The sequence below is a fragment of the Chryseobacterium sp. C2(2020) genome (assembly GCF_014218915.1).
In the GTDB taxonomy this organism is placed as follows: Bacteria; Bacteroidota; Bacteroidia; order Flavobacteriales; family Weeksellaceae; genus Chryseobacterium; species Chryseobacterium mucoviscidosis.
In genome coordinates this window covers 1-8,286 of record NZ_JACLCT010000070.1, presented here as the reverse complement: position 1 = coordinate 8,286, position 8,286 = coordinate 1, and the positions used below count along the sequence as shown (strand labels likewise).

At 35.1% G+C, this 8,286-nt stretch carries 5 protein-coding genes; 4 read left to right on the top strand and 1 reads right to left on the bottom strand.

Translation table 11 applies throughout. The annotated features are described in order from the left end of the window. The first annotated feature begins 687 nt into the window (after positions 1-687). Positions 688-1,158, top strand: a complete 471-nt coding sequence (locus H6W52_RS20645; protein ID WP_024565583.1) for a GNAT family N-acetyltransferase — start codon at positions 688-690, stop codon at positions 1,156-1,158. A gap of 30 nt (positions 1,159-1,188) precedes the next feature. On the opposite strand, the gene H6W52_RS20640 is transcribed toward H6W52_RS20645, so the two are convergent. Beyond that, positions 1,189-2,259, bottom strand: coding sequence for a tyrosine-type recombinase/integrase (locus tag H6W52_RS20640; RefSeq protein ID WP_024567409.1), 1,071 nt, complete (start codon positions 2,257-2,259; stop codon positions 1,189-1,191). Between the two features lie 455 nt (positions 2,260-2,714). Here H6W52_RS20640 and H6W52_RS20635 point away from each other — a divergent pair, with 455 nt between their 5' ends. The 3 genes from H6W52_RS20635 to H6W52_RS20625 all read left to right on the top strand — a co-directional run bounded on the left by H6W52_RS20635 (position 2,715) and on the right by H6W52_RS20625 (position 7,639). Continuing rightward, positions 2,715-3,962, top strand: coding sequence for a DNA methyltransferase (locus H6W52_RS20635; protein WP_185216952.1), 1,248 nt, complete (start codon positions 2,715-2,717; stop codon positions 3,960-3,962). Beyond that, on the top strand, positions 3,943-6,708 hold the full coding sequence (locus H6W52_RS20630; RefSeq protein WP_185216950.1) for an N-6 DNA methylase: 2,766 nt from the start codon (positions 3,943-3,945) through the stop codon (positions 6,706-6,708). The genes H6W52_RS20635 and H6W52_RS20630 overlap by 20 nt, the downstream gene beginning before the upstream one ends. A gap of 427 nt (positions 6,709-7,135) precedes the next feature. After that, entirely contained in the window at positions 7,136-7,639 is a 504-nt protein-coding gene (locus H6W52_RS20625) for a dihydrofolate reductase (protein ID WP_126731990.1), read from the top strand. Positions 7,640-8,286 lie beyond the last annotated feature (647 nt).

Here is an 8,286-nt window from a genome sequence, read left to right as displayed (position 1 = left end):
AACTGAATATGTTCATAATCCCTGCTTTTTGAGCGCTAATATACTAAAAATATTAGGTGTGTTTGCGGAGAATCAGATTAAATTTTAAAATGTCCCAAATACGTCATAACAATATCCAAACTCTTTGTATTAACTGTGGAGCCATCATGAATACAATTATCTGTTGGAGCTATATAGTTGGTCCTTAAATCCTCCGTAGATTTTTTTTTTTAGCCATTTCATGAGTTTTTAAAAGGTTAATAAAAACAAAGTTACTAAAACGGCAAATGGGAAAAGCTACCGGAGGTTTAGTTCAACAGCTAAGTTCTTGTTGCGTGCGAATAACGAACAGTGATACCCTATTTAACGGAAGCTTCGGGAGTTTTTTTTCAGCATTATGGGTTTATCGGCGAAGGATTTTAGAGATTTACAGGGGATTTCTGAAAGAGTCTCTTTTTTGGGCGGTTTACCCGTTTTTAGTTAATTTTACAAAGTTACAGATTTAGGCGGTTGTTAAAGCTGCCGAAGCTTTAGTTCAGCGGATCTTTAAGTTATTAATTTCTTTAAAAAAATAGAAAAATCTATAATAAATCTGTTATTTCTCCAATTTATTTTTGGTTTTAAATTGGATCTATACTGTGGAAGAAGTGATGTAAGCAGGGAAGAACAGTCGATTTAAAAAAATCTATAAATGTAATTGTCCGGCAAATGAGTAAAAAAAACTTGGTTGATATCATAGAATTTTCAGAAGAGTTATCTGAACCAATTAAGACACTGAATTACGAGTGGCTTGAAAAATATTTTCGTATAGAAGAAGGTGATGTTGCATCACTTTCAGATCCCCAAAAGCATATCATAGACAAAGGCGGCCATATTTATTATGCTAAACTCAATGGTGAAATTGTTGGTACAGCCTCACTGTTAAAGAAAAGTGAAACGGTTTACGAATTAGGTAAATTGGCTGTCAGCGACAAAGCACAGGGACACGGTATTGGGACAATATTGATTGAACATTGCTTAAATATTGCCAAACAAAAACAAATAACGATACTTATTTTATACTCAAACACAACGTTGCAATCGGCTATTCATTTATTTAGAAAATATGGGTTTGAAGAAGTTGAACTTGAAAGTGGAGTTTACGAAAGAGCAAATATCAAAATGGAGAAACACTTTTAAACAGGAAAGAACAGCCGTTTTAGAAAAAAATTATAAAGAATCCAGCGGACTTTTTATCCTGGACTTTGAAAGGTCTGTCACATGCGTGTAGATTTGGGTGGTTTTAATGGAATTATGCCCAAGGAGCTCCTGAATAAAGCGGATATCGGTTCCTGTTTCCATTAAGTGAGTGGCAAAACTGTGGCGCAATCCGTGAATACCGACTTTCTTGCGAATGCCTGCCTTTTCCATCGCCTTCCTAAATACCGCCTGCGCAGACCGTACAGAATATGCCTCGCCTTCTTTACCCTCGAAAAGGTAAACCTTTGGGCGGTAGCTCAGGTAATATTCCCGCAATTCGGGCAGTAAGCTTTGGGGAAGTACGGCGATGCGGTCTTTTTTACCTTTCCCCTGTTCGATGCGCACCAGCATTTCCGCACTGTCGATATCGGAAAGTTTTAACGCTACCACTTCACTCACACGGAGCCCCATGCCGTAACACACTTTCAGAACAAGTGAATGTTTGAGATTTAGTGTGGCAGCTATTATTTTCTTGATTTCAGCTTTGCTGAGCATTTTGGGAAGCAGCAGCTTTTTCTTTGGGCGCGGAATGTCGAAAAACATTTTTTGGCGGTGGAGCACTTGCTCAAAATAAAACTTTACGGCATTCATGCGGCTGTGGATTTCGCTTTCCGAGAGTTTCAGTTTTTCGTGGCAGTAGAGGAAATAAGACCGCAAACGTTCGGGAGAAAGCTCCTGCACGGGATAACTTTTTAGGATGTAGAGCAACTGTGCAAATTCTATGCTGTAAGTGCGTAAGGTATTTTGACTGTACCGCTTCAGCAGGAGATGTTCCTGGAAACGCTGGAACTCCGGCAAATTGACAAGGTGAATTTTGGAGAGTACTGCCTTGCCGGTTATTTTCTCGGGCAGCCCAAAAAGTTTGCGGTAGTGCCTGTTATCGGTAACATACCATTTTTTTTGTGAGGCGGACCACCGTGCTTTTGTGTGTTCGCGCAGAAAGGAAATGAGCTGCCGGTCTTTTTCAAACTGCACCCAAATAACGTTGGAGCCGTTGTGAGTTCCGGAGGAAAACTGAAATCTTTTGTCTGAAAAATCCATACCACCACTGCGTATTTTTTATATATTAAAAAAAGCTAAAATCAGATGGCGTTGGATGTTATCCGCCGCCAATAATTTAAAATACGCAATCCAAATATAGCTATAAAATATTAATATACAAATACTTAATAAAGATTCAAAAAAAATTACGATTTTATGATGCTTGATTCATAAATATTCATATATTTGAGTGTTATCGGTAATGGCACAACAACATTCGGTCAAAAATCAACTATTGACAAAATTAAAATTTGCCAACGCTTCAAAAAAAATAAAAGAGGTGCAAGCCACCGCACAAAGCCAAGACAATTGCACCACATTTATTTTTTCCCCAACTCTTTCAAGTCACCCCCGACATAGACAAAAATTTTGACAAAAACTTTACTAAAAACTTTGGCAACAGAATCAGAATAACTAAATTTGCCAAAAAATGGCAACTTTAATATCTTGACTGTATGCAAACAATTGGTTCTACATTTAAAAATATACGAGAAGAAAGAGATTTGCTTTTGGAAAACGTAACAAAGAAAACAGGAATTAGCAAAACTGTTTTGAGCCGAATTGAAAACGGCAGACGATTACCAACCAAAGAGCAGGTTAATTTGCTTTGCAAATACTACAAAGCCGAAAAGAACGAAATAATTATTCAATGGCTTAGCGACAAACTCGTTTACGAAGTGCAAGACGAAGATTTTGCATTGGAAGCTATGCAAGTAGCCGAAGAAAAAATCAGATACGGAACGAACGGAAACGGACGTTCAAATGGTTTTGTTTTATCACTAAACGGACATAAACAGAAAAGAAAAATTGACGACTTTGTAAACAAAGTCGTTCAGGGCGATTGTTTGGAAGTGATGCAATCAATTCCAAACAAATCCGTAAATATGATACTTTGCGATTTGCCTTACGGCACAACGCAAAACAAGTGGGATTCTGTCATTGACCTAAAAAAACTTTGGGCTGAATACGAAAGAATAATCAAAGATGACGGAGCAATTGTATTGACTTCGCAAGGAATTTTTACTGCAAAGTTGATTTTAAGTAACGAGAAATTATTCAAGTATAAAATCACTTGGATAAAATCCAAATCAACCAATTTCCTTAACGCTAAAAAGCAACCACTTCGCAAACACGAGGACATTTGTATTTTTTACAAAAAGCAACCAACATACAATCCTCAAATGACGGAGGGCGAAGCATACGACAAAGGAGTTAGAAAAGACCAATACACAGGAAGTTACGGAGACTTCAAGCCTAAGCACGTTAAGAGTAATGGCGAACGCTACCCAAATGATATTGTGTTTTATGAGGAACAACCGATTGACGATTTTGTGTATATCAAAACAGCGGAATCCGAGGGAACTGTTTACCACCCAACGCAAAAGCCGATTGAATTAGGTCGTTACCTAATCAGAACTTTTACAAATGAGGGCGACATTGTTTTAGATAACGCTTGTGGTAGTGGTAGCTTTTTGCTTTCGGCAATTTTGGAAAACAGAAATTTTATCGGAATTGAGAAAAACGAAGATGTTTTACTGCACAAAGTAAAGCCTACGGATTACATCAAAGTTTGTACAGACAGAATACAAGAAACTTTAAAAAGAAAAGAAATTGAAGAATCTACATTAAGATTATTCAGAGAACCAATTGCAGAATATCACACATTGAATTATAATTTAGAGAATGGCAAAAATTACCTATAATGAAAGAAGTTGGGCAATTGATGTAATCAGCGAAATCAACTTATTTCTCGCCAACAAAAGTTGGCATTTTAAAAGTGCTGGTGGAGAAAATACGATTAACAACGAAAGGTCAAGTCTTTTCCCTGATGTGTTGATATTCAAAGACCAAGTAAAAGAAGTAATTCTACAAGGTTGGGAGCTGAAAATGCCCGATACGCTTATCAATGATGCAGAATTGATAAATAATGCAATCAAAAAAGCGAAGATTTTACAAAGAGATAGTTTTATACTTTGGAACGTAAAAAGTGCTGTTCTATATACAAGGCAAGGCGATACTTATTCAATCTTGAAAACTTGGAATGATATTGACATCAATAGCCGAACAGAGGTAAAACCTAAGGAAAATCTTTGGAAGAAATTACTACATTCTATACTTGAAGATTTAAACGGTTATTTTGAAACTGGTGCAATTTCTGATGTTGTATCTACCGAAATTTTAGCGGTAGATGCAATTATTGATGTTATTTTAGAAAATATTTCGTCAACAACTGACAAACTTAAACATAGCATACGCAGAAATGTAAGACTTGAAGCTGAAATAAACAATTGGTGGTTATCTTCTGCAAGTGAATATGGTTTTAACCCAACAGCAGAAAAAGATAAACCTAATAAATTTCCAACCCTTTCTAAAGTGATTTTAACGGATTGGGTGTTTAAAATAATTTTTGCGAATGTTCTAAAAAGACATTTTAATGAAGCAAAAATTATAGAAACCATAAACAACGAAACATCAATTAGACAAGCAAAAGAAATCATCACATCAATATCAGAACATTGCAATTTTTGGAATATTTTCAGCGACAACATTGCAATTGAGCATATTTCAGATTCAGCTTGGAAACAAATTATTCAACTTAATCAATTCCTTGCAACACTCAATATTGAAGGCATTGAAATAGAAATCCTTCATAATCTACTTCAATCATCAATAGTTTCCGCAAAGCGGAAAGTCGCAGGTCAATTCGCTACGCCTAAAAAATTAGCTAACTTACTTGTAAGGCTGACAATAGAAAACAAAGAAAATGTAGTTATTGACCCTTGTTGTGGAACAGGCACAATAATTAACCAAGCATATTCGCTGAAAGAAGAATATCAACTAAATCAAGACGAGATAATCAATAGCATTTGGGCATCAGACAAACATTCCTTTCCGATTCAATTATCTACGCTTACTTTGGCTAAACCCAATAACATTGGCAAAGTATTAAACATTTTCAGAGCAGATGTAATTGATTTGGAAACTGAACAAAACATCGCTTTTAAAGACCCAAATAATGGAAACGAAATCGTAAAGCAACTTCCGAATATAGATTATGTTGTTTCAAATTTGCCATTTATTAAGAGTAAAGAAATTGAAGTTTTAAACCCAAATATCACGCAAATAAATAATTTCATTAGTGAAAAAGCTGACACCGCAATCACTCTAAGTGGCAAAAGTGACATTTTCGCCTACATTCCGTTTTACTTACATAAACTTATTTCAGAAAACGGAAAAATTGGGTTAATTCTGTCTAATGCTTGGTTAGGAACTGATTATGGAGAAATTTTCTTAGAGCTAATTCAAAAATTTTATGACATTGAAACCGTTGTTATTTCAGGAAAAGGAAAATGGTTTGACAATGCAGATGTTGTAACAACATTCTTAATTGCAAGAAAAAGAAATCCTGACACCGCAATAAATCCAACCAGAACAATTTCATTTTGCACATTGAAAGAAGATATTGACGCAATTACAGACATCAAGGAATTGAGTGAAAATATTGTGTTGGGAACTACTAATGACCTTGTTTCAATTCAAAACTATTCTATTGATGAAATAACTCAATTTGAAACGGTTGGCGTTCCTTGGTGTGGTTACTTCGCAAACTTAAATTGGCTTTCACAAGTTTCTGAAAAACTAATTAACTGTAACGAAGTATTAAATTTCACACGAGGAGAAAGACGAGGTTGGAATGCATTATTTTATCCTGCTTCTGGACACAATATTGAAACAGAATACATAAAACCCGTTTTGAAAAATTTACGAGGAACAATTGGGTTGTATTGCACAACCAATGCAGAGGCATTTTGCTGTTCAAAAAGTATAGAAGAATTAGAGCAACTCAATCACACAGGAGCAATACAATGGATAAGAAGTTTTGAAAATCAAAATAATGAAACTGGAGTTCCACTAACACAATCTTTGCGTAGAGCTAATATGTTTTGGTATGAAATGAAAACCGATAATATGGCTGACTTTGTTGCAAACGTAAATTATGATAGAAGTTTATTTATTGCAACATTTAATAGCCGTTCATTCATAGACCAAAGAATGATTGGACTTTCACTAAAAGCGGAATACCAAAATGAAAACAGAGTTTTGTTACTTGCTTTGTTGAATAGTGTTTTAAGTATGTTCTTTATTGAAAGTTTTGGTTTTGGAAGAGGATTAGGAGCACTTGATTTGAGAGCGACAAAATTTGAAAGAGATTTTAAAATTTTAGATTTCCAACTGTTATCTGACGAAAACAAACAAGCAATTATAAATGCTTTTCAACCAATTGCTCAGCGAAACAGATTGCCGTTAGAACAAGAACTTGAACAGACAGATAGAATAAATTTTGAAAATATTCTTTTAGATGCATTTGGCATAAGTAATCATTACGAAGCAATTAAAGCATCTTTGCTACAACTTTACAAAATACGATTTGCTGTTAAAGACAATTAGGCCCAACGCTTTTGGTAGCACATTTGCATTTTTCCAACTGCACAAAGCCAAACAAAAATGCAAAAGAGCTACCAATCCAATGCTCAACAAAGCGACCGAAAAGAGCCACTACCGATAACAAGGGTTTGGCGAAATGGCGGGTTAAGTGCAAAATTCAACATCAGTAATTCTATCACCGCATAAGCCATTTTTATTTTCTTTTTTGTAATTTAGCAAATAAAAATGGCTTATGCTACTGTGTTGCTAAACTGAACATTTGTGCTTCTATTTCCGCCACTATCGCCAAGCCCTTTCCCGTTATCGGCAATGCTTGGACGACCAGTCAACATCAAACTGACCGACAAGAAATTGACAACGAAAATTCACTAAAACGACATTTCATGACAATTCATTTCAAAGAAACTATTAAACCAATAAATTTGAAGGAATGCTAATTTCATTAATAAGTGCAATAGAAAAAAACAATGCAATTGGTTTAAACAATAGCTTACTATGGCATTTGCCTGAGGACTTGAAGTATTTTAAAACTAAAACCTTAGGACATTTTGTGCTGATGGGAAGAAAGACGTATCAGTCGTTAGGAAAAAAATTGAAGGATAGAAAGATTATTGTTGTAACAAGAGACAGTAAATTCCAAGATAGTGAATGCGTAATTGTAAACTCAATTGATGAAGGTTTAGAATATGCAAAGCAAAACGGAGAGGCTGAACTTTTTATCTGTGGTGGCGAAGAAATTTATACTCAATTGATAATTATTGCTGACAGACTTTATATAACACATGTAAATTGTGAACTAAAAGGCGACACCTTTTTTCCCCACTTTCAACTTAGTGAGTGGACAATTATGAATTCCATTTTTAGAGAGTCAGACAATAAACATCAATACTCATTTAAAATTGTAGAATATGAAAGAACATCGTCAAGAAAATAATCACATTGAAAAAGGCTTGTGCAGACTTGAACGATATAAATTCGGACAGAAAATAGCACATGCCGATAACATGGGTTTGGCAAAAGTGGGGCTTTAGTGCTAGGCTGAACATTTGTACTTTCTATTAGCTTTTGTGCTAAATTTGTACTTTATTACTTTCTAAACCCCACCTTCACCAAACCCCGAACCGTTGTACGCAATGCTAAAAAGTCAGTTTTTCAATCAAAAATTTGTGAATATTGTAAACTTCGTTGATTTTTCATTAATCTGATTTGAAAATTTTTATTCTCTCGTGGTGAAATAATAATATTCTCTTGTTGTGGAATAATATTCTTGCATTGTGAAATAATATTTTTACGTTGTTGAGTTATATTCTCGCGTTGTGGAAATATTTTCTTGCGTTGCGGAGTTATATTTTCGCGTTGTGGAAACATATTCTTGCATTGTGATTTTCAATTATTGCGTCTGGATTTTATATTGGCACGTCGGAAAGTTATATTATTGCGTCTCAAAGTTACATTTTCGTGGCTGCGAAACATATTTTACCTTCCTGAAAACAAAAGCACTGCGTACAATAGCTAAGTTTTCGTTGCGTGCGCAGCACGAACAATGAAAACCCTGTTGAACGGAACCTTCGGCAGCTTTTG

What these genes read in the sequence shown, in the direction of transcription:
- H6W52_RS20645 (WP_024565583.1), top strand. Translation starts at nt 688, where the DNA reads ATGAGTAAAAAAAACTTGGTTGATATCATAGAATTTTCAGAAGAGTTA.
- H6W52_RS20640 (WP_024567409.1), bottom strand. Translation starts at nt 2,259, where the DNA reads ATGGATTTTTCAGACAAAAGATTTCAGTTTTCCTCCGGAACTCACAAC.
- H6W52_RS20635 (WP_185216952.1), top strand. Translation starts at nt 2,715, where the DNA reads ATGCAAACAATTGGTTCTACATTTAAAAATATACGAGAAGAAAGAGAT.
- H6W52_RS20630 (WP_185216950.1), top strand. Translation starts at nt 3,943, where the DNA reads ATGGCAAAAATTACCTATAATGAAAGAAGTTGGGCAATTGATGTAATC.
- H6W52_RS20625 (WP_126731990.1), top strand. Translation starts at nt 7,136, where the DNA reads ATGCTAATTTCATTAATAAGTGCAATAGAAAAAAACAATGCAATTGGT.